Source organism: Nocardia sp. NPDC059154 (assembly GCF_042755705.1).
Taxonomy (GTDB): domain Bacteria; phylum Actinomycetota; class Actinomycetes; order Mycobacteriales; family Mycobacteriaceae; genus Nocardia.
Window position 1 is genome coordinate 113558 of the sequence record NZ_JBHZCS010000023.1, and the last position, 21105, is coordinate 134662.

The window sequence follows — 21105 nt, forward strand, 5'->3', positions numbered from 1 at the left end:
TGACCTACACCCACGACTCAATCGAAGGTGATCCACGATGAGCCAGAAGCATTTCCCCGATAAGACTGTCCGGCAGGAAGCGCTCCGGACCGCCCGGGCCGACCTGATCACATACTGCCGTTCTCTCGACGCCGAGCACTGGTTGATGCCGAGTAAGGCTGAAGGCTGGCTGGTCAGGGATGTCGTCGCGCACCTGGGAGCTTGCTGTCGCGTGATCTTCACCCCAGCGTCTGTCTCGATGATCACGACCAACGACATCGAGCACTGGAACGAGAAGGGCGTCGAGCAGCGAAGGGACTGGCCGACCTGGCAAGTGCTCGATGAGTTCGAGACGTGGAGCCGCCGCGCGATCACGTTGGGAAAGGTTCTCTCGGCGACACCGCTCGGCCATGCACGTATGCCGGTGGGGGAACTCGGGTGGTTCGCCGTTGGTGCGCTCATGGCTTGCGGCCCGGTCTTCGACCAGCACACGCATCTGCACCATGACATCGCACCTGTGGTGGGCATTCCGGCTCCGCAGGCCGGCGCCGCTCAGATGGAAGTCACGGTCGCATGGATGATCGCGGTGCTGGCGAACCAGCTGCGCAGTGCTCCCATGGTCTGGGTCGACGCGCCGGTGAACCTCGAGCTGACGGGCCCCGGCGGAGGGGCGTGGCACATCGGCTCGGGCGGGCTGCTCGGTTACGGATCGTCGTGGTCGCATGCGGCCACGATCTCGGCCAGTGCCGAATCGTTCGTCTCATGGGCGACTAAGCGGACGGCATGGCGGGACAACGACATCACACTCGAGGGCTCTTCCGACCTCGCGCAACGAATTCTGGATGGCATCAATGTTGTCTGAAGCTCGTGTTCCAGAGCACGGCAGTTCGAGACTCGCGGTGGAGCCGCAGGAGGACCTGTGAAGGCGCTTGTTCTCGAGGACCTCAACGGCCCGGGTGCGCTGGACTACGTCGACGTCCCCGCCCCTGTGGGCGAAGGGCTCGTCCACATCGAAGTGCACGCGGCCGGCGTGAACTTCCCCGACCTTCTGACGATGAAGGGGCAGTACCAGCACAAGCAGCGTCCACCTTTCATTCCCGGTTCCGAGGTGTGCGGCACTGTCATGCACGCTCCGGAAGGCAGTGGCTGGGCGCCCGGTGATCGGGTCTCAGCACTCGCCACCGTCGGTGGGTACGCCGAGCAGGTAGCTGTGCCAGCTGGTCTGGTCCTGCCCACGCCGTGGCAGCTGTCAGACACCGAGGCGGCCGCCCTGCTGATCAACCACCAGACGGCGTACTTCTCGCTCGTCACACGTGGAGGCCTGCAACCTGGTGAGACCGTGGTCGTGCTGGGTGCCGCTGGAGGCGTTGGATCCGCGGCCGTACAGGTGGCATCCGCGCTGGGGGCACGGGTCATCGCGGTGGTGCATCGAGAAGGTGCCGACGACTTCGTGAGGTCTCTCGGTGCTTACGCGGTCGTTCGGATGACTGAGGGGTGGGCCCAGGAAGTCCACGATCTGTCGAATGGCGGTGCGAATCTGCTCATTGATCCGGTCGGTGGTCCGCAGTTCGAGCCGGCTCTACGGTCATTGCGGATCGGGGGGCGCCTTGTGATCGTGGGATTCGCGGCCGGCGGCATCCCCACTATCGCGGCGAACCGCCTGCTCCTGCGCAATGTGTCGGCAATCGGCGCGGCGTGGGGCGCCTACTTCACAGCCGAGCCCACCGTACTCCCGCAGGTCGCGGGCGCCCTCGATCTTCTCGTCGAGGCCGGGCTGAGGCCACCAGTAACACAGACGTTCCCTCTCGCAAAGGGGCGCGCCGCCGTCGAACTGCTCGAGGCAGGAGGAGTCCTCGGGAAGGTTGTTATCACTGTTCGATAGCGCCCATTCCGGTCTTCTGGACAGTGCTCGGCGTGGCTGGCTTGGGAAAGCGCCACTCGTGAGAGTAGTCGCCGAGGAGTCCCCGAGAGTGTCCGGCGGGGCGAGACCATTGCCAATGTTAACGTCACTGTGACGGAGCGCTGGCGAGATGCCGGCGCTGTCGAGGAGGGCCGATGCCGGACATTGTCCAGGGTCGATCTGGTTGCGGCCGCCCGCCAGGATGCGCATGTGGTCACATCGAAACGAGCGTTGCGGCAAAAGTGTCGGGTGGGCGGCGGACGGTCCGGTTCGCGTTGACCTCGGTTTCCTCTGTTACGAAATGGCTTTGACCCAGGGCTGGCCGGTCGCCACCGAGTCATCGAAGACTCGGCCCGCCAACTCGGCGCCGACCACCGCGAAATCAGCGGCGCCAGATGGGGATTGGTCGGCGCCGAGGCTAGTCGGGACCATCGTCTGTTGTGCCAGGGCTGTGCGGGCTTGGTTGAGGAGGTCGAGGGAGTTGAGGAAGGCTTCCTCCGGGATGGTGTCCGGATCCGTGTGCGCCAGGGTGGGGAAGCCGGTTTCGAGTGCGAGGACCAGCAGTCCGACCTGGTCGGGCGGCACGGGCAGGCGAAGATTTGCTTGGTCGAGGTGCGCTGTGACCGCCGCGGTCAGCCAGTTCCGGGTGGTCCGGTCGTAGTGGCGCAGGCGTTCGATTACCTCGGGGTGGCGTAGTCCCGGACGGCCGTGAGGTGGGCGCCTACCTGGTCGCGCATCCCGGTGTCGACAAGGTGGCATGGACTGACAGGGCCCGCAAGGTCGGTCGTTCCAAGCGCACCGGCAAAGTGTTCCCGTTTACATGTGGTTTCAGCCTGCTGTTCCTGGTGGTCACCGAGACCGACATTTCGGGCTATGTCGAGGTCAGCGTCGCCAATGCACGCCGCTACCACCAAACAACGCTTCCCGTGAACGGGCCCGGCACATTCGCAGAGGTCATGTCGCGTATCGCGTATGCACGCTCGGTGAGTTGGTGAGTCACCGCCACCGAGTGGTGTAGATGGCTGCGCGTTGTCGCTGATTTGCGAACGATCTCGAACCGCCGCACCAAGACGGGCCACCTCAGTGGAATTCGGTAGTCCATCTGACTCCGTGTTCGGCGTCGATGAGCCCGTTCTGTTTAGCCCAGGGGGGACGGTCTGGCGTTTGGACACTGTCCTCTCGATGGCCAGGTATCCGTGATGGCGAGCTAATCCACCGCTCCGACCGCGGGGCGACCTACACGGCTATCCGATTCGCAAACCGGTTGGCCGACAATGGAATAGCGCAATCGATGGGGTCGGTCGGTGACTACGACAATGCGCTGATGGAGAATTTCTTCTCCACACTCAAGAACGAACTGGTCTACCGGTGTATCTGGCGGACCTGGCGGAGCCGAGAACGCCCCGTTCGCCGACATCGACGGCTGGTACAACTCCCAGCGCATCCAGAAGAAGCTTGGTTGGCGATCACCGGACGAGTTCGAAGCCGATTACCATCAAGTATGTCGAAGATGGACCGTCTAAAAGTCGTGATTACCTTTCGCCTTGGGCCAGTCGCCAACCACGCTGTCTGACCCGATCATCTATGTTGACAAAGCCCGCTGAAGGGCAGCTATTAAGATCTGGTCGACGCCGCTGCTGGCGGGAACAGGCTACAATGCTGTGATCCCGAACAAAATCTCCCCGGAACGGGCCATACCACCCAGGCGGGGTTGAATACATCACAACAGGACTAAATGGCTATAGCCATCGGAATGAGCGGACAAGGGGGGCACCGCGGCGAACTTCGGGGCAATAACGGTCATTCATCAGGGTATGGGTGACCTTCGGAGCAGAGTTGTGCCTAAATAGGTTGCGGGCCGTTCGCCATAAGCGGGGCCCGATGCAACCGAAAGTTCGAAGAACATAGGAGTTACACACATGGGTTCAGAACAACTACTCACCGCCGTCCTCGTCGCCTTCATCGCCGCCCTACCCGCACTGATTACCGTAATCGCCGCGCTCGTCGCCTGATGGCCAAACAGTGGATGCGGTGTCGACAATGCGCAACGACACCGCATCCACCACATTCGACATGGTAGCCATGGTCATCGATCATGTAAATTTTCCCAAAACCAGCCGCAGCTAATAATTAGCTATGCCTCCAAGCGGTCATCGAGTATTCACTCCGACAAATCGGAACAGCCGAGCACATCAAGATCGCTGAAATCCGCTGAAGAACCACGAGAAAGTCGTGTGACGGAGTAAAGAATCATGCCCAAGCATAGATTGCTGGGAGTATTCGGCCGCACTCCAGACCAATAGCACGGGATTGGAACATTTCCGATTGCGCATCTTGTGGATCCGATAGTAATTCCAGCCGAAAATGAAAGTCGAAATCGAGTCAGTTCGTCTCAATAACGCGAATCAACTTATATATTAGCGATTTCATGCGTTAGCTATCTTGAAGGCTCCCTCCCACACTTCGTTGAATCGAAATGGTCGGCACCGCCGGAAAGCGAAGAGGGGACGCTTACCGACGGTGCCGACCATCGCAGCCGTCTGCATACGCTGCCCGCGCGCAGGAACACAGACAGCCACTCGGCACCGCTCAAGACGGCACCACCTCGAACCCACCGGGACTGTGGTAGCGGGTTCGAGAATTCTATTTCAAATACAGCGTAGCGCTCAACACATCCAAGCTTGCGTGAGAACCAGCCAGCACATTCCTGGACGACTGACAATCTACAGATACTCGACCGCCTCGGGACGGCCGACAGCAAAATCGACCGCTTTTGCTGTCATTTCCGTCCGGATATCCCCCCTACATTTTCGCGCCCGACGCAAAGAGCACGTTGCCCACCCATCAAACGGCCAGTAATTTTGCAGCCTGCGGATCAGGTGCATCAATTTCCGGTAGAACGACCACTGGAACCAGAGAATGTCAAGCCTCTGGCTTGCCGTGGAACCGAGAGCTGCATCTCATCGCATGTCAGCGATCCGCACCCAAGTCCCAACCGCAACACAAGGGCGGAGATTACCCGGTTCTGCATCCATGGGATGAAACTCAACGACTCCGAATCCCTTCAATCCCGACTCTCTCAATGTGGCATAGGCGTTTCCGCACATTACACACACGTAACACCCTATCGCCGGGCCCGACACTTCTCGGAGCCCTCCTGCAGCAGCAAAATCCACCAATTCCACACCTTCACCTCGCAGCCGTGCCGAACATCACATCGCGTACAAACCAAGAATGAACTTCTCTTGAATCCGAGCTGCGAATCCGACGTACGCGCAGTGTGATCTACTCATCTCGGATATCCATTAGAACAGCTTGCCACCAGGTTGCACGAGGGCAAATTAGGACTAGAATGAGTGGCGTGTCGGACAACCCTTTGCAGAGCGTTTCATGACCGCCATCAAGAATCCGGAACTGAGGAGCGCAGCAATACCTCCGACAGTACTATCCGGCCTCGTCGAAATAGGTTTGCGCGATGGCCTAGCTATTACGTCATGGTTCATGGGAACAGGGCTGGATCCAGCGGAACTGATGACCTCACAGTCGGTATTTGTCTCATATGGGCAGACGGCAACAATACTACGGCGAGCGATCCGGTCGATGCCACGCCGGCCATTAGGAATGCAAGTTGGTGGGCGAGATATCCTGCTATCGATGGGTATTCTCGGCGTTGCGATGAGTACCTGCGCGACCCTGCAGGATGCAGTCGCCGTCGCGCTGGAATTCCATCAGGCCTCGGGCAGTCTGGTGGATGTCGAATTCGAAGAATACGAAGATGAGATCTCTTTGCTGCTGAGTGAACGCGCACCCGATCCAGAATTGGAAGTCTTCCTATTCGAAGAAGCGCTTAGCACTACACTGGTATTTGTACGCTCAATTTTCGGAGCCGAACAGTCCCCAGTCAGAGTCGAGCTCCCCTTTACACCTCCACCATATAGCGAAGAATACAGGCGATTCTTTCGCTGCCCAATACTGTTCGAGTCAAACGCCTGCCGTATTGTTTTTCATAGCAACCTGCAGAAGAGGGCTCTTCCAAACCATAATGAACAGACTCGCGCAGTCGCAATCGATGCGTGTCAGCGACTACTCAACCTCGATAGCCGAAAATCGGACGTGGTCACGACGGTCGAGATGCTTCTCCTGAAAAACCTTCGAAATTCAATAACAATGGAATCAGTCGCGCAATGCCTACATATGACCGAACGCACCCTGCGCCGTCAACTTTCCGATGCAGGTGAAAGCTTCAGCACAATTCGAGATCGAGCACGCGAACGACGTGCAACATTCCTTCTTCAAGAATCGGCACTAAAAATAGATTCCATTGCACGCGAAGTTGGTTTCAACGAGGTGCGCGACTTTCGACGTGCATATGTCAGATGGACTGGCATGACACCCAGTAGTGTTCGGCGGGCCTTCGCCGGGAACCGGTAGACCAATCTTCCCACTGACCTTCCCACGTACCGGCACGTGGGAAGGTCAGTGCTTAGGTACACGACCCGCGGGCGTCGCCGAGGACGCTGGAATCACGTGCCGGGACCGGACCCCGACCGTTCAGTGGGATAGCTACTCGGTGTCATCGTTAGGCACTGTTTACGAGAATGCCAGCAGATCCATGCCGACTACATATCGTTCCGGCTGCGGCTCGCGTCGGTCGCTCGTCCGTCACAGCGCGGCTCAATACCTGCACCACGAGCGCTCCGAGATCAGTGATCCTCCACGGATCACGAGTCTTACACCATGAGAGCGGGCTCGGCTTCTGAGCGGCGAGCAATCGCACGGCCGATCCAGACGAGGTTCCTGTCATCAGAGCAGCTGCAGACACTGTGTCAACTCCTTCCAGCCACGGGTTCACTTCCGACTACACTCGAAACATGTTTGGGGCATAGCGAATTGAGCGAGCCGGTTACCTTGGACCCATCGGGCACGAGTCGGAGACTGCACAAGCCCGGCTTCCCGCACAGACTCCGACTCACTCGATCCGAAGTGACCCTCAGCATCTTTGCCGCAGCCTTCGGTGGCTCTTGATCTCAGGGACGTCAACCGCAGCCAGCGGTTCACCCGGCATACCCGCACCGCCGACCAGCTCAGTCATCACTTTCGTGCGATGGCATCCGGGCCACGCTGGTTAGCAGTCCTAGCTGTTGTTGTTGGCTGTCAGTAATGCGACCAGTGGTGGCAGCCATTGGCCGACCGGCGGAAGCCAGCTGCCTGTCAACGGCAGCAAGTAGCGGAACATGCGAACCCTCCTGTCGTACTTGGTCTTACGGATATACCGGCGCCCTGTCTCCGACGCCGGAGACAGTCCCGATCCAGTTCGATCGCCTCGTTTCGATCAACGGGCAGGCAGTGCCGGCGGACACTGTGACGCGTTCCCAGGCACCGGGTACTGGGCTCGTTCACTGTCGGCTGCCCAGAATCAGCGACCGCAACCGCGGCACCGGCCTCCAACAGCCCCAGGGAAACGCCGCAGGCAGCGATCATGCCGCCCATCTCGACATCAGCCACATACACGACCCCTCGTCACCGAATCACCATCCGCAAACGTCGGCCCATCGGGACGACCGCGCAATCATCGGCTCCGAACCTCTGTCGACGATTGGCGGAAGTTAAGAGCTTGCTGTGAAGCTCCTGTCGCCAAACGGATTACAGCCCTCCCTCCAACCGAACCGAAATAGCAGCCGACTGGGGTATGACGAACCCGCGCCTGTCGAGACAGCCGTTGCCGCAGATTGTTGCGGGCCAGATCTTCTGAGCCACACAGAGATTCGGGCGGAAGCGTCCGCGCCGAACCCGTGAGGTACGTCGCCTGACGGTCCTTGGATGATCCACCCGCGGTAGGACTACAGATTCGGGCCACCGGTCGGGATTCACCGCTGGCGGCACACGCCATCAGAATCGCTTCGACCAGCGACACCCTTTGCCATCCAACACGGCTGGCAAAGTGCTGCTGACACGCTTACATGAGATCGATGCTGCCGGTCACCAGTCAGATCGATGTAGCGGCCGACTGGCGCACCGAGGAAGTCAACGCTCAGGAGCATCCTGGGTCGACAGGACGCCCGCCGGCGATCAAGCGACGAGCTGCGCTTCGGTTTTCGCAAGCGGCTGATCGATAACAACCAACACATTGTCAGGGAAGTCACAGTGGGCTACAGCAATTCGCCGAATCCCACGAAAGCCATCTCGGCGGTCAACCAGTGTACTAAGCGATTCCGTCCATACTGCTCCGATCGTGTGACATTGACCGCCAGTCCGCCGATCTCCGTCCGACATTCCCCCGCAATGGAATCAGCCAGGCTTCAGACACTACAAATCAAGCCATCGCTCGGCACCGGTCCGCGCAGATCGCTAGAGAGCAATGAACGAGAAGGGCAGATATCGTCGCCTGAATCGAATTCGCGTTCGTAATTGGAGGTATGCCTATGCTCGCACATGCACCCGCAGCATTGCCTACGCTTCGGGGAGTTCTCCCCCGCACCTGCAGAGAAGAGGGACTGGACCGCGCCCTCGCTGCGGCAGACCATCTCCTGACCCGTTTCCGGATCGAGGCTCTCACGGTCACCAGAGTCGCTGCGGCCGCGGGAATTTCGGTGGGTTCGCTGCGCCGGCACCTGCCCGATCATGCAACCATCATGCATGCTCTGACGATTATGTATCTCGAGACGTTCGAAAATTCGATGTCCAAACTCGTTGCAGCGTCGGATGCCGAGCGCTGGCACGACCCCATCAGTCACCTGGTGGAGGCGATCGGCGATATTTACCGTTCCGAGCCGGGATTTCGCGCTCTGTGGCACAACCGCTTCCACGACGAATCGGTCCGGCAGGCGACTCGCACACACAAACTGTGGATTGCCGCAGATTGGAAGACGGTGCTGTGCGCGCAGCTTCTGGCTTCCCAAGAGGCGGCCCGCGTGGATGCGGTTTCCAGGACTGCACAGTTGATGACAGATGCGCTGTTGCGGGAGGCTTTCCAGATCGCCCCTTCCGGTGATCGAAACCTGCTGCAAGAAGCCAAAACCGCATTGCGCGGCTACCTGAACACATACGTTACGGAGGCAGGGAATTGACTGATCATGATGTGATCATCGTCGGCGCCGGCCTGGCCGGCCTCACCGCTGCACGTGAGTTGACGAGAGCGTGCCTGGACGTGGTGGTGTTGGAAGCACGTGACCGCGTGGGTGGGCGCACGCTCAACCACCAGCTGCCGGATGGGCAGGTTGTGGAGGCGGGCGGTCAGTTCGTCGGGCCTACCCAGAGTCACGTGTTGCGCCTCGCCGCGGACCTCGGCGTACAGACCTTCCCTGCCAACACAATCGGCGATAGCGTCTATGTCAAGAACGACAAGGCACGCCGATACGACGGGGACGTCCCACCTGATCTGCTTGCCTTGCCCGATCTGGGTCTGACCATACGTCGGATAGACAAGCTGTCGGCACAGATCCCTGTTCAGGCGCCATGGACTGCGCCCAAGGCCGCCGAGTGGGACAGCATGACCTTCGAAAGCTGGCTGCGTGCAACCACACTCACTTCCGGTGCACTCGACCTGGTCAATGCCTTCCTCGGATCCGCCTACGGCGGCACAGCACGCGATGCCTCGTTGCTGTTCAGCCTGTGGTACATCGCAACATTCGGCAACGAGGCCAACCAGGGCACCCTGAAGCGTGGCATCGGCGTCACCGGCGGTGCGCGGGAATTGCGGTTCGTCGGCGGGTCGCAGGAACTTTCCAACCGGCTTGCAGTACAACTCGAGGAACGCGTCGTTCTCTCCGCTCCGGTGACAAACATCCGGCAAGACGCAGGGAAGGTTACCGTCGCATCAAATGATCGACAGTGGACGTCCGAGGCCGTCGTCGTCACAGTGCCACCGGTGCTCGCGTCCCGAATCAATTGGGAGCCGGCACTTCCTGCCCCACAGCATGCACTGCTTCAACGACTACCGTTCGGCACGCTGATGAAGTGCGAGGCGGTATATCCCGAACCGTTCTGGCGGGACAACGACCTCAACGGTTGCGCGGTGTTCCGCAATGGTTCTCCCATATGTTCGATGTTCGACAACACTCCCCCATCCGGTCGGCCAGGAATCCTGATGGGCTTTCTCGGCGGGCGAGCGTGGACCCAGTGGTCAAATCGCCCGGATCGGGAACGCCGAGACGCGGTGCTACGTGCTTTTGCGACTGCCGTCGGTCGACGCGCGCTCCGCCCGGACATCTACTTTGAGCAGGACTGGACTTCCGAACCTTGGACACTGGGCGGACCGACCGCGGTCGCGGCCCCCGGGGTCCTGAGTGAGTACGGCGGATGGTTGGGCCGCCGATTCGGCCAGGTGTTCTGGGCAGGTGCCGAGCTGTCACCCTACTGGAACGGATTCATGGACGGTGCTGTGCGATCGGGTGAAGATGCCGCCCGACAGGTGATCGCCTACCTCTGAATCGGGTTGGTGCGCAATCAGAGTGAGGTCTCGAGTTTCCGGTTACAGAGCGTTCCTCCGTTGGAGAACACCGACCGAGCCCTCAGCTCACTGGAAGGCGGTCGCCGGCCGCTACAAACGACCTACCGTGCCGACTTCATCGTGACCCTCATCGTCGAATGGCCAGATTATTGGGGGGACACAGCCAAGTGCTCCGCCCCGACAGATACGGATCGTATGCTGCCGAGCTGCTGTACCAACGGCACCGTAGCGTCAAGCACTATCGCCGGGATCGAGAAGGCAAGGCCCAGTGTCGGTCCCTTGGCGACCAGACCCAGCGTCACCGCGACCACGACGCCGCCTCCGCAGTTGAACAGGTCCACTCGCGAGATGATCTCGTCGCTGCGATCGGACAGAACCTGACCCGCCGCGCCGAAGGCAATCGGCACGAGAGAACCGGATGCTAAACCGACTATGCCCTCGATCAGGTAGGCGGCGTACCCCAGCGTGGTAACAGAGGGCGGCGCGATAGCGAACCGACACCACCGAACAGAGTGCGACAAATTGAGCGCCGCTGCCCGGTGGTGCCGACCTTTCAAGGCATCCGCTGTCCCGCTGACTACACAACAACGAATGACACTTCGGCGCTCACATGATGAGGAGTGTTGCGCCTCTTCGGTCCCGCGTGTCCGCTCACGGGACCGAAGTCTCAGCAGCCGGGTGGACGCAGTATGGATTTGATCAGAATCGATAGTGCGTCACCCGGCCGGAAATGAGCTTTCCATCGGAAGACGCCGTCTTCAAGACGACCCGTCCAATTGTCCGCCACGCGCTTGGCAGATGTCCGAAAAGCCCCCCTTATCACCAAGACCGAACTTCTTTGCCAACACACGCCAACGGCGACTACTCTCGCAGCGAAGCAGTTACAGACCGCGGGTATCAGGCCATCTGTTCTCTCGATATAAATTTTCGAAGAAATCTCATCACGGTCCTTTGGCTACTCAGCTCGAACCACTCGGCACGCTCGCGATCTCCGGCAGCGGAGGCAATCTCAGGTTAGCCTTCGGAACACCGGCACCGTTCGGATCCAGAAGATCGTCGTCATTTGCGTACATGCTTCCACCTGGCGGAGCCTGCACAGTCGCCACGTATTTCCACAATCCGTACTCGACCGGACACGCCTACCGTCCAGATAGTAGACAGGCTCAGGAATAGCACGAGTAGCCGAATGATCGGCCATTGGAAACGAAAAGGAAACAAGCCATTAGCCATCTGGACATCCGTCCCGATCGGCATGTTTTCGTACACTTGCAAACCCTATCTGCGTCAATCAGAAAAATTGGTCGAAGGCGCTCGCCGGATTCACCGGAGCGATTGCCATCAAAGAAACCGTGGACGCCTCACTACGATTTGCACCATGGCGATCGGCCACTGACTCGGCATGCCCGTCGGCCGTACGTTGGGAAATGCGCTACCGCAAAGGGCGGAGTTGGGCGGCTTGCCTCCCCTACCAACCGCCGAACCGCTGGAATGGCACCGCAACGCATGCTGCCGGATCTGTGACTCCATCGACGTGGAGAACGACCAGGTTCGCCTGCTGCCCGGCGCCTATTCCCCAGTACTTGTTCGTGATGGTGGTGGCATCCCCATTGTGATCCGTGGTGAAGTCGAGCCAGATCTCGTTCGCTTCGTAGCTGTCATGCGACGGCCCGTTCTGCAAGCGAGCACCGGCATCGGCCGGATGATCGGTGCACCGCCCGACATGAACGTAGCCACGATAGTGCTGGTCGGGCCGCACTCCCCAGATATCGAGACCGACGCTCATCCCTCCCCACTTGTTGAGTGATTCGGTCACCTCGATTCGACTCGCGGTCGGCACCGCATCCGGATCGTACGTCACCGCGGCGGTGTCCAGCGGCTGCGCCCGAAACTGTTCCGGCGCAGCGAAAGTGGCCGAAACGGTGATCGACGGCAGGTCCGCCGACGCGGACGCTGTGACGGCGAGACTCAGCGCGGAGCACGTGCCGAGAGTCACGAGGTGCGAGCGAATGGCGGACAAGCGCACTGTGGGTCCTAACCAAGAGTCCGATGACAGAAAGAACTGTGGTACTGCACGACTCGGTGTGGAGATCCTGCCGCACCACTGGGGCAGTCGCCAAAGGCGGGTGCGGGTACCTTCAGGATTCGGTGGCCGGTCGGTTCAGCGCGGTGAACACCGGCGCTATCGACCCGCCGCATCTGCCGTGCGGGAGGCCAATCGCACCAGATCCGCGAAGGTCACCACGGCCGCGAACTCCTCGATATCGATTGTGGCGCTGAGCTTTTGCTCCAATCGTGTCAGCAGCCGCAGCTGATTGATCGAATCCCAGTTGCCCACCTCTTCGAGGATGGTATCCGGACCCAGGTCGTCGGCATCGACCTCGAGAAGTAGTAATACGAGTTCGGTCACCAGATCATTGACGGACATCGAAAACCTCCTTGGTATGAGTTACTGCGATCCATGCGGGCACGGCGAGGGCCGATGCCGCGGAAATCCGCCATGTTGTTGCCTCCGAATCGTCGTCGGTGGCGACGAGCTGGAAGCCGTTGCTGCCGAAGAAGTCCCGGAACGCCCGGTTCTTGGCGGTGGGAACGAAGCGGGCCGTCACGGTGGCCCTGCCCCGGGCCGCGGCCGCTGCGGTAATGGTCGCAAGCATCGCTTCTTCGACGCCGCGCGCGAACGCCCGGCAGCTGAGAACCATGTTTTCGATCGACCACGAATCTCCGGCATCCCGGACCGCGGCGGCGACCACGACGCCGCTGTCACCGAAGGTATCCGCCAGGCGCCCGCACACGAAGATCGTGTTCTCCTCCTGGGTGGCGCGGGTGATGTCGTCGACGGAGTAGCGGACCCCCGTCAGATTGAATTGATTCGTCTTGCCGAACAATTGGGCGATTCGTACCGCATTCATCGGCTCGGCCCGGTCGAGGGTCAGTCGCTGATCCAGCCCTAGCAAGTAGCCGGCCAGGTCGTCGGCCTGCTCGCGCATCACCACCCGTTGCCGGTCCGCGCGGTACATCCGGTTACGGGCGGCATCCTCCGCAGTGCGATCCAGGACGTTGAAGTGCCCGTCCCCCAACAGAACCGCCGCATAGTCTGCGGGATCACGCATCGGCTCGACGACGGTAACCGACGGCTCGACCGTGCCCATCAACCCGCGCTCGAAGTCGCTGTCGTCGATGAAGACCATCGAATCGATACCTATGTTGAGTTCGCCGGCCAGGGCGCGCAGATTGCCCGGCTTCGGCTGGAAGTCGATCCGGCGGGCGAGCAGGTCGTCAGCGCGCAGGAGCATCTCGGGGTGATCGGCGAACACCGACATGGCGGTGTCGTCACGATTCTTCGAGGCCACCGCGAGAATGACACCCTGTGCGGCCAGCGCGCGGGCAGCACGCTGCAGTTCGAGGTGTCCGGAGCCGGGATAGGCGCCACCGATGCGGAGGGCGGAGATCCCATCGTCACCGACCACTCCGCCCCACAGCGTGTTGTCGAGGTCCATGACCAGACACTTCTTCGCTCGGCCGAGGTGGGCGAGGATCACCCTGGCAATTTCCTCGGCCAGCGCCGATAGCCATTCCGGCGCGAAGGTGACACCGCCGATATGACGCATGCGATGGAGCCCGTACACCGTTGCTGTCCCGATCGACTCGTGTGCGAGAGTCACTACACCCGCGGTGTTTTCACCAAGATCGAGAATGGCGGCGTTCATCCGAGCCCAGGCAGCCTCGATCCGGGACTTGCCGCGATAGTCGATGATCATGTTGCGCCGGATGGGGCTCAGCGGCACGGTGGTGACGATAACCAGCGAACCGAGCTGATGCTTGACTCGGCCGATCCACTGCTCGAGTTCGGTGGCCACCGCGGCGCAGCGCTCGGCGACACTGCCGGTATCGGTCGCGTCGACCACAGATTCGAACACCACCGTGTCGTCCAGCACGAGCACCACGGGTGCCGGAGACACGTTCGCGAACGGCCCTGCGCCGGAGAGCACATCGGTGCGCCAGCTGTTGAAGCCTGCCAAGGCAACGTCCGGATGGACCCCATGCCGCATCAGATGTCCGTTCAGCAGCGGCGGCAGCGCATCGAGAGTCGAATTGCCGTACACCACCAGCGCGGTTTCGACCATCAGGCCGGTGCCCCGCACACCGCCGAGTCCGGCGTCGTTGGCGAGCATCTGCCCCGCCGTCTCGAGGTCCAACGGATCCGTGATGCCGCACAGCACGTTTCGCACCTCGTCCAGATGGTCGGCGAACCCGAGACGGCGCAGTTCGCGCAACCGCCGCAGCGGCGCTATCGGCCCTGAGGCGCGGTCGTGCGCACCGGATTCCTGCAGAGTCATCGGACCCTCCACGCATTACGTTGTGGCAGTGCGGTTTCCAGTTCGGTCGCGATCCGATCGAGCAGCGCGTCCAGGCGGAGCTCGATGCCACGACCGTTGCGGGCCGAGACCGTCAGTTCAGTTCGCCCTCCCGCCTCCGCCAGTGTGAACAGCAGCGGCATCGCAACGCTGTGCTGCGGCAGCATCCGTACCGACGTCGCCGTGAAGCCTGGTACGGATAGCTCGCGGAGGTCGAAACGACCCAGGTGGGATACCGTGGCCGACGCCAGATTCCGGCCGAAACGCGCGCCGAGCCAATTGATGGCGTGCAGGAGGGCCCGAGCTATCACGGGCGGAATGTTCGCCAGCCGACTGTTGGCCATCTGATTCAGTTCACGGTTCTCCCGCAGTCCCACCAACTTGTCCAGGTTGATCTGGGACCATACTTGGCCAGGCGCCACATCAAGGAACAGCGGCAGCGCGAGATTTGCGGTCGAGCGCAGCCGCAGATCGTGCCGACGGAGGTCGACGGGGATCATGATGCGCGACTCCGAACCCGCCTCCTCGGCCAGGATCACGGCGATGCGAGCGACGACGCTCGAACCCGTCGCGTGAATAGTGCGGTGGCGCAGCAGATGTCGCGCGAGACCGGAGTCCTGCCGGCCATGCCCGACCGCCGAGCTGTAGCGTGGCAGCATCACCGTCGGCTTACCCGATACACCGATCATGTTCACGAGTTCGACGTCGGCGATCGGATCCGGCATGGCCCGCGGTTCGAACCCGGCCAGCACCCGAAACACACTCCGCGCCCATAGCGCCACGCCGGCACCGTCCATGACACCGTGAAACACCCGGAACACGACGGTGACCGGGTCCGAGGTCAGCAGCAGCACCTCGCAGGTCGCCTCCGGCGACGGCCCGATCGGGCTGTCGATAACCGGATCCTCTTCGAGGCGTGCGTAATTCAGGATATGACCGGCAACAACCCGCACCGCAGGCGCGATGCCGCTGTCGACCCATTCATCGCCGTCACGGACCAACCTTGCACCGGGGCATGCCTCGGCAGCGATAGCAACCGCGCGCCTCAGTTCGTCCGGGTCAAGGCTGCCCTCACCCTGGAATGCCAATTGCATAAGAAACGGGGGCGCCATATCCCGCATCGGGAAGTACATCCACTCAGTCGGGGAGATGCGGCGCCGGAATACAGTGGTAAGACCGCTCATCGGCACAGATGCTAACGCGTAGTAGCCAATCCTCGGCTGTCTTGTTTCGACAGTCGCAATGGCACAAAGCGTCACGGAGTGATGTTGCCGCACAACATGATTACGAGATAGCTATTATTTGGCAAGTGAGTTCATGCCATGTCATACACCATCTTGGGCGAGAATCGGCAGGACTAGCTAGCCTGCAGCGCAGACTCTTCAACGAAGTCTGGTCGCCGAGGTCGACTGCCGATTGTGAGCGACTTCACCGCCGCCGCGACGCGTTCCCGATCCAAGAATTACTTCCGTTGCAATTCAACCGATTTCACTCATCCTGCAAGGGCGACACTTCTCGATCAGCGCGAAACCCTGCGCTGACCGACAACGCCGGCGATGCAGCGTTGGGTACTTGTCGCTTTACGGCACCGATTTCCACCGTTGAATGCGATTCAGCACAGTGGCCCGAGTCGTCACACACTGCGGGCTTGTAGACCGCAATCCGCTCGCCCCGCCATCGCTACGCTGTTCATGAAGTCTCCCGTGGCGATGACCGGGAGAGAAAACATTGGTGCACCCTGGAATTGAGATACAACGCCGTCGACGACCATCAACTGCCGACGTGGGCGTCATCGCATCAGCAAACTGCGCATGGCTGTTCCGTCACGCGCCTGCTGACCCACGAACCGCGCGAGCGCGTCGAGACACCGTCGAATTCACCGCCGGCGCGCGCCCGGACACTGCTGTCGAGACCGCCGTCCTGCTCCGGCTCGCCGAAGCCGTCCACGAACGCCGACCGATCGCGATCGGTTACACCGACCGGAACCGGCGGCCCGGCGAGCGGACCGTGTACCCGTATGGGCTCGTCGACCACTACGGCCGCTGGTACCTGACAGGGAAGGACTGCAACAGTGACGAACTGCGCCAGTTCCGACGGGACCGCATCACCGCGGTGACCACGCTGCCCGGAACATTCACTCCGCCCGCCGGATTCGAGCCGGCAGTTCATCTGCTGTCCGCACTCGCCACGGCGCCCTTTCGGCACCAAGTATCAATCCGAGGTCAAGGCACGCTCACCCAGGTCCGCCCACTGCTCCCCGAGACGATCGCGGCCGTGCACGAGCTCGACTCGCTGTCTCCTGACAGCAGGGCGTGGGTAGGAGCCCGACAGAGCCGACGACCCCCTAGGTTCGGCGCTACCGGTATGGCGGAGGGATTCCTGCGCCGTACAAGGACCTAGCTCAGTTGGCCTGCGGGCACTGCGGAGGCTGCCCGTCCGGCTGAGGGGCTTGGGGAGGCTGTCCCGGCTGGTTGCCGGGCGGGGGCGGGCACTGCTGCGCGGGCACCGAGCCATCCGGCTGAGCCGGGCCAGGATCGGCGTTCGCAACGCCCGCGCCGATGCCGAGCAGAGCGACGGTGACCGCGCCTGCCGCTGCGATCCGTCCGAATCTAGAGATTGCCATCGACAGCTCCTTTTGACGAAACGTGAATCCCGCTGTCGGCCCGGACTTTCCGGTCGACTCGAAGATCGTCGAGCCTGAGCGTGGGGTACACGTTGGCGTGAGCTAGGTGTGTGCTGTGAAGGCGGCGCGGTTTGCGCGGGAGCTATTCGTCGATGGTGTGTTGCGCCAGGGCGGTGAGGGCTTGGTTGAGGAGGTCGAGGGAGTTGAGGAATGCTTCTTCCGGGATGGTGTCCGGATCTGTGTGAATCAAGGTGGCGAAGCCGGTTTCGAGTGCGAGGACCAGCAGCCCGACCTGATCGGCCGGCACGGGCAAATGGAGATTTGCTAGATCGAGGTGCGCTCTGACCGCCCCGGTCAGCCAGTTGCGGGTGGTCCGGTCGTAGTGCCGCAGGCGCTCGGCCACCTCGGGGTGGCGTAAGGCGTAGAGACGGAACTCAGTGAGAAGTAGGTAGCGGCGTTGGTCGGCGAATCGGTTACCGCCACGGCCGCGGAGCGCATCGATGTCCTGCTGTGAGGTATTGCCCGGAGCGCGCAACTCAGTGCTTTCGGTCATCTCACGCTCGAGCCAGGTGTCCAGTAGCGCGAGGAACATCTCCGCCTTGTTGGCGAAATTCGCGTACACGGCGCCGCGGGTGAAGCCCGCCCGTTCAGCGACGTCGTCGAGCGATGTCTTCGTGAATCCGTTTGCGGCGAAGACGTCTTCAGCGGCGGTGAGCAGCAGTGCTCGGGTGCGTTGCGCGCTCTCGGCACGGCTGAGTCTGGTCACTGGTTCTCCGCCACTCCCTTGACAGTGTGTCACGCCACACTTCACACTACCCGAGATACACAGGAGTATCTGGATGCATCGATGTATGTGAGCGTCGATGGTGAGAACGGGGCAAGGATGCGTTGGTTCGGAGCCTTTTCGGCTGCGCTCGTAATGTTCACCGCGGCAAGCGGATTCGCGTCCACAGTCCCCAGCCTGGCATCAACGGCCGAGGGCCAACTCAATGATTGGGCCTGCCAACCCGACACCCCTGACCAGTACCCCGTCGTTCTCGTGCACGGCATCGCCGACTCCACTGATGCATGGGACCTATTGAACGAGCAGCTCACCGATCGTGGGTATTGCACGTACGCCCTGAACTACGGCAAGGACGGACGCACATTCGATGCCGTCAACGGATTCGGCCCGCTCGAGCAGTCAGGTGACCAGCTCACCGCGTTCGTCGATCGGGTGCTGCGATCGACCGGTTCACCGAAGGTCGATATCGTCGCGCATTCCGAAGGCGGTGTGCTCGCCGAGTACTACGCGAAAACCCTTGGTGGAGCATCGAAAATCCACGCCGAGATCTTGCTGGCCCCGGACACACACGGCACCACGATGAACGGGCTGGTCAGCTTCGCAAACGCCACAGGCTTGCGCCCACAGACCGACGTTGCGATGACCGCTGCCGTTTGCCCAGCATGCGCTGATCTGGAAGAGAATTCGAGCTTCATGGTCGAGCTCGGCACCGGTCCGATCGCAGCACCGGGCGTCACATACGCCGTGCTCGCCACACGTGACGACACCGTGGTCACTCCAGCGGGCGAAGCGTCGTTCATCGACGAACCAGGCGTGGTGAACGAGTTCGTCCAGGATCTCTGCCCGTATGCTCACGTCGAGCACGGATACTTCCCGCAAGATGCTGTTGCCAGGCAGTGGATCCTGAGTCAGCTCAGTTCGGCCACACCCGCGCAGGTGACCTGCCAGTGAGCGACCACCCACAGGGACTCACCACCGCAGCGGCGAGCTAGCCGGCTGGGCAGGGTTACAACAAACAACCTGCGAGCCAACGTCTCGCCGGCCGCACCGAGCACAGGAGTCCACAGAACCTCGACCGATGAACCGGTATGCGCTCGCATGCAGGACACCGGCTCTCGAGAACTTCAAGGTTCGGTGCTACGAGCGACAAGCAGCTGCTGCGACGAAAACATCAGGCGCGCAGGTACATCCACCGCGTCCGTGGGTAGCGTTGCGTCGGGGCCGCAGAACACTCGAAGTCAGCTTGCCGGGATGACCATCGTCGAACCTGGCCGGGACCAACCCGCATCCATCTTCACCGCCGTACCGCGAAGATGGTTTACAGGGAACAGTCTCCGGCCACACTCGGTGAAAGGACTCCCAGCAGCCAGTTTCCGACATTCACTGTGCCGCACAAGGACTCATTTCATTGGATGAAAGCCGACTCGCAACGCTGTAGCAAAGATTGCAGAATGAACGCGGCCCATGACGCTCATAGTGACCGTCATCGCTACGCCGGAGCGTCAACCCCTCGTCGGGCCACCGTGCGTGCCGCCGAAACCGTTCCTCCCCTGGACATCTCGGCGGCACGCACATTGCCGTGTGCAAGTTGAATCGCGAGACCGAAACTCCCCCAACGATGCCGGCTGAAATCGGCGGCGACGCTACCGTGGAGCCGAGCCGCGCCAACAGGACCGGAGCCGCCTGATCCGATCCGAGATAACGGTCCGACAAACCTTGCCACAGCGTTTTTGGCGCAGACCAGACGTCCGCCTGATCAATGTGATCCCATGTGCCCTGACGCCCACAACACTCCTCCCGAAGGACTGACATCAAGGCCCACGAACAGCCGAACCTACACAGCTCGCACATAGGTTACAAACAGCTGAGCAACAGCAGCGCACACCATACTGGTCGCACGTCCAGGTCGGGAGGTTCCCGCGCGCACCAATTCAGCTGAAGGTAATGGTTGTGTCCCGATTCTCTAACGGTGAATCCGTCCTCTCCCGCGTGGTCAGACTGGTAGAGGCCGTCGCCGATGCCGATTCACCGTTGTCCATCTCGGAACTGTCCCAACGCACCGGGATGCCGTTACCAACCGTCTCACGCACCGTAGCCGGACTGGTTGAATATGAATGGCTGCAACGAAATGTCAAGCGCCGCATCGACATCGGCCCCAAGGTTTGGGAACTAACAAACCGGAGAGTCCCGTTCCACAATTTGCGTGCCGTCGCGATCCCGTACATGACCGGACTCAGCGCCCAAATTGGCCGCGACGTCAGTTTGGCCGTCCGGCAGAACCGCGACGTCCTGCTTATCGACAAAGTCGCCGCGCCTGGCGTCTCCCCTGCCGCACCTCGCCCGGCCGAGCGATTTCCATTGCACAGGTCGGCGGCTGGACTGGTTCTCCTGGCGTATGCGCCGAGTGCGCTTCAGCGGGAGGTGGCTTCAAAAGCCCTGAACCCCCTTAGACCAGCGGATACGCCCAACACGACCCGGCCTCTCCGAGACGAGCTCAATCAGATACGGAGGCGGGGGGTCGCGCACTACAACGGCCTGGCTGATCCGAACGCGATCTCGGTTCCGATTTGGTCGGATGCCGGCACCGTGGTCGCAGCACTTTCCACTCAGCCCCCGATCGACGACCAGGATCCGGGTGGTGTATATACGCTGGTACGGATTACGGCGCACCTGATCGGGCGTGCACTGTCGGCTATGGGTTCGGTGTTGGAAATTGATTCTCCACTATGACCATTCATGCAACCGGGATGCTCGAGTTCTCCACCATAGAAGAAGTCCATCGCCCATTTCGCGCATAGGAAAAAGATGCCTGTACAGCGGCGCCTGGTCGCCTTCAGACCAGCATGAATCGCAAATTTTCGCTCAGCCGACGTCGCGTAGCGTTGATCGAGGCGGCTATAACGGTTATCGCGCACGACGGACTAGTACTCCAGCCGGACTTCGTGATCGATGCTGGTGCTGTTCAGGGCGCTGGAAGTGGGGGGGGGGAAGAAGGGGGGGGGTGTTGTTTTTTTG

General features: G+C 61.2%; 17 protein-coding genes. 9 read left to right on the forward strand and 8 right to left on the reverse strand.

All coding sequences use genetic code 11. The features are described from left to right. The first annotated feature begins 37 nt into the window (after positions 1 to 37). Positions 38 to 841: a maleylpyruvate isomerase N-terminal domain-containing protein gene (locus ACFXN1_RS21175; RefSeq protein ID WP_379442294.1), complete on the forward strand. Its 804-nt coding sequence runs from the start codon at positions 38 to 40 to the stop codon at positions 839 to 841. Positions 842 to 898: 57 nt separating this feature from the next. Continuing rightward, positions 899 to 1861, forward strand: a complete 963-nt coding sequence (locus ACFXN1_RS21180) for an NADPH:quinone oxidoreductase family protein (protein ID WP_379442295.1) — start codon at positions 899 to 901, stop codon at positions 1859 to 1861. 312 nt (positions 1862 to 2173) lie between these two features. Here ACFXN1_RS21180 and ACFXN1_RS21185 read toward each other — a convergent pair whose 3' ends face one another. Continuing rightward, positions 2174 to 2464: a hypothetical protein gene (locus ACFXN1_RS21185; protein ID WP_379442297.1), complete on the reverse strand. Its 291-nt coding sequence runs from the start codon at positions 2462 to 2464 to the stop codon at positions 2174 to 2176. Positions 2465 to 2592: 128 nt separating this feature from the next. On the opposite strand from ACFXN1_RS21185, the gene ACFXN1_RS21190 reads away from it, so the two are divergent. The 4 genes from ACFXN1_RS21190 (at position 2593) to ACFXN1_RS21205 (ending at position 10307) form a co-directional block, all read left to right on the forward strand. Continuing rightward, positions 2593 to 2874 (forward strand): hypothetical protein, encoded by a 282-nt coding sequence (locus tag ACFXN1_RS21190; protein ID WP_379442298.1) that lies wholly within the window; start codon positions 2593 to 2595, stop codon positions 2872 to 2874. Between the two features lie 2395 nt (positions 2875 to 5269). Further along, complete coding sequence (locus ACFXN1_RS21195) at positions 5270 to 6310, forward strand: AraC family transcriptional regulator ligand-binding domain-containing protein (RefSeq protein ID WP_379442299.1); 1041 nt, start codon at positions 5270 to 5272, stop codon at positions 6308 to 6310. 2159 nt (positions 6311 to 8469) lie between these two features. After that, entirely contained in the window at positions 8470 to 8946 is a 477-nt protein-coding gene (locus ACFXN1_RS21200) for a TetR/AcrR family transcriptional regulator (protein ID WP_379442301.1), read from the forward strand. Further along, positions 8943 to 10307 (forward strand): flavin monoamine oxidase family protein, encoded by a 1365-nt coding sequence (locus ACFXN1_RS21205; RefSeq protein ID WP_379442302.1) that lies wholly within the window; start codon positions 8943 to 8945, stop codon positions 10305 to 10307. Before ACFXN1_RS21200 ends, ACFXN1_RS21205 begins: the two co-directional genes overlap by 4 nt. Before the next feature lie 167 nt (positions 10308 to 10474). Here ACFXN1_RS21205 and ACFXN1_RS21210 read toward each other — a convergent pair whose 3' ends face one another. From ACFXN1_RS21210 to ACFXN1_RS21230, 5 genes are all read right to left on the reverse strand, one after another. Continuing rightward, positions 10475 to 10735 (reverse strand): hypothetical protein, encoded by a 261-nt coding sequence (locus ACFXN1_RS21210; protein ID WP_379442303.1) that lies wholly within the window; start codon positions 10733 to 10735, stop codon positions 10475 to 10477. Between the two features lie 1058 nt (positions 10736 to 11793). Beyond that, positions 11794 to 12165 carry a hypothetical protein gene (locus tag ACFXN1_RS21215; protein WP_379442305.1) on the reverse strand — a complete coding sequence of 124 codons (372 nt, stop codon included), beginning with the start codon at positions 12163 to 12165 and terminating at the stop codon, positions 11794 to 11796. A 342-nt stretch (positions 12166 to 12507) separates the two neighbouring features. Beyond that, positions 12508 to 12753, reverse strand: a complete 246-nt coding sequence (locus ACFXN1_RS21220) for an acyl carrier protein (protein ID WP_379442306.1) — start codon at positions 12751 to 12753, stop codon at positions 12508 to 12510. Further along, entirely contained in the window at positions 12740 to 14665 is a 1926-nt protein-coding gene (locus tag ACFXN1_RS21225; protein ID WP_379442307.1) for an HAD-IIIC family phosphatase, read from the reverse strand. Before ACFXN1_RS21225 ends, ACFXN1_RS21220 begins: the two co-directional genes overlap by 14 nt. Next, positions 14662 to 15867: a peptide synthetase gene (locus ACFXN1_RS21230; RefSeq protein ID WP_379442309.1), complete on the reverse strand. Its 1206-nt coding sequence runs from the start codon at positions 15865 to 15867 to the stop codon at positions 14662 to 14664. The genes ACFXN1_RS21225 and ACFXN1_RS21230 overlap by 4 nt, the downstream gene beginning before the upstream one ends. Before the next feature lie 598 nt (positions 15868 to 16465). Here ACFXN1_RS21230 and ACFXN1_RS21235 point away from each other — a divergent pair. Beyond that, positions 16466 to 17083, forward strand: a complete 618-nt coding sequence (locus ACFXN1_RS21235) for a helix-turn-helix transcriptional regulator (RefSeq protein WP_379442310.1) — start codon at positions 16466 to 16468, stop codon at positions 17081 to 17083. 1 nt (position 17084) lies between these two features. On the opposite strand, the gene ACFXN1_RS21240 is transcribed toward ACFXN1_RS21235, so the two are convergent. Both ACFXN1_RS21240 and ACFXN1_RS21245 read right to left on the reverse strand, forming a co-directional pair. Further along, on the reverse strand, positions 17085 to 17306 hold the full coding sequence (locus ACFXN1_RS21240) for a hypothetical protein (protein ID WP_379442311.1): 222 nt from the start codon (positions 17304 to 17306) through the stop codon (positions 17085 to 17087). A gap of 142 nt (positions 17307 to 17448) precedes the next feature. Then, the gene (locus tag ACFXN1_RS21245) at positions 17449 to 18072 is read right to left on the reverse strand and encodes a TetR/AcrR family transcriptional regulator (RefSeq protein WP_379442313.1); all 624 of its coding nucleotides are present in this window, start codon (positions 18070 to 18072) and stop codon (positions 17449 to 17451) included. Between the two features lie 81 nt (positions 18073 to 18153). Here ACFXN1_RS21245 and ACFXN1_RS21250 point away from each other — a divergent pair, with 81 nt between their 5' ends. Beyond that, a complete protein-coding gene (locus ACFXN1_RS21250) occupies positions 18154 to 19041 on the forward strand; it encodes a lipase family alpha/beta hydrolase (protein WP_379442314.1) in 888 nt (295 codons plus the stop codon). Between the two features lie 999 nt (positions 19042 to 20040). Then, positions 20041 to 20820 carry an IclR family transcriptional regulator gene (locus ACFXN1_RS21255; protein WP_379442315.1) on the forward strand — a complete coding sequence of 260 codons (780 nt, stop codon included), beginning with the start codon at positions 20041 to 20043 and terminating at the stop codon, positions 20818 to 20820. Positions 20821 to 21105 lie beyond the last annotated feature (285 nt).